The following is a 1,124-nucleotide window of genomic DNA, read 5'->3' as shown; positions in this document are numbered from 1 at the left end:
CATAGCGGGTTGACGAATAGGCAGGATCCCCGAACGGCACGTCGCCAAAGCTTACCGGCAATTGCTCCGATGCCGGCTGAAACTGCGTCGCGTTTTTTAGCATATCAAAGCTGGCCGAGAAAACGGCGAGGAACACCTCATTGCCATCGGCATTCGTTTGCACACACGTACCGGCAACGAACGGCGTGCGATTCTCGATCCAGACAGCGAATGTCATGGATCAGCACCAGGCCCCGTTCTCGTCCAGGCCGATCGGCCAATAAGGCATGCAGGCGATCAGCTTTGCTGGATTCGTCTCGCCAGCATCGATCAACCATTGCAGCAAAAAGGTCTCTGCCGCGACCCCTTCGGCTTCTCCGGCCTTGACATTCACCGTCACGCATTTCAGCCAGTAGCGACGCACGACCCAGACGACGTGTGGGTTGGAGGCCGCTCCAGCGACGCGAGCGTTGAAAGCTTCTTCCAGTGCCTTTTCGCGGCTACCGTGACGCTCTTCCTCCGAGACGATGATGCCTGCCCACCATGACGTGGCGATGTCGTAGGCGTCCTTAAGATCCGACAAATACTCGCCGAACAAGGTCTGATGCATGGTGCTTGCTTCGTCCAGCCCGCGGGCCACACGAATATCCCCAACTGGCGCGACATAACGCGGTTGCGTCAGCAAACGGCGCGTGCCGAGATCGTTGTCGTAAAGCGTAATCAGCGGAGCCATCAGACCACCTCGTCTTTCTCGTTGAGCGCGATCGGCAGAAAGCAGATGCCTTCCGTGACGTCGGTGAGATCAGGCTCGAATGACGGGAGATCGAAAAGAAGGACATCGGCGGGACGCACGAACCCAATTTCCTCACCCATGCTATCGATGCCCCATTTCTCAGCCGGCTCCTCTTCCGGCATTGATTGTTCGCGATTCATGTCGTCAATCTGGAGATAATATTTGCGGAAGATCCCCAGCACCCGCGGGTGCCCGGCCAGGCCGGTTGGCCAACGCTTCCAGACCACTTCGCCTTCATCGGCTTCCATCTTGTCCCACCATGCCTGCAGCGCGGGCAGCACCCGGCGAAGTTCTTCGATGTAGCGGTTACGAATATCGACAATGTCGGTCATTGTGGCGTCCCTTACAGAGC

3 protein-coding genes are annotated in these 1,124 nt (G+C 57.8%); all 3 read right to left on the bottom strand.

Translation table 11 applies throughout. The features are described from left to right. Window positions 1-217, bottom strand: a 217-nt coding sequence (locus FJ980_RS33370) for a hypothetical protein (RefSeq protein ID WP_140547641.1), incomplete at its 3' end; no start/stop codon positions are given. 3 nt (window positions 218-220) lie between these two features. Continuing rightward, window positions 221-712: a hypothetical protein gene (locus FJ980_RS33365; protein ID WP_140524751.1), complete on the bottom strand. Its 492-nt coding sequence runs from the start codon at window positions 710-712 to the stop codon at window positions 221-223. Next, window positions 712-1,124, bottom strand: a 413-nt coding sequence (locus FJ980_RS33360) for a hypothetical protein (protein ID WP_210243787.1), incomplete at its 5' end; no start/stop codon positions are given. The genes FJ980_RS33360 and FJ980_RS33365, both read right to left, overlap by 1 nt.

The sequence above is a fragment of the Mesorhizobium sp. B1-1-5 genome (assembly GCF_006443065.1).
Taxonomy (GTDB): Bacteria; Pseudomonadota; Alphaproteobacteria; order Rhizobiales; family Rhizobiaceae; genus Mesorhizobium.
The sequence above is the reverse complement of the archived record's forward strand: the minus strand, read 5'-3'. Positions and strand labels throughout refer to the sequence as shown.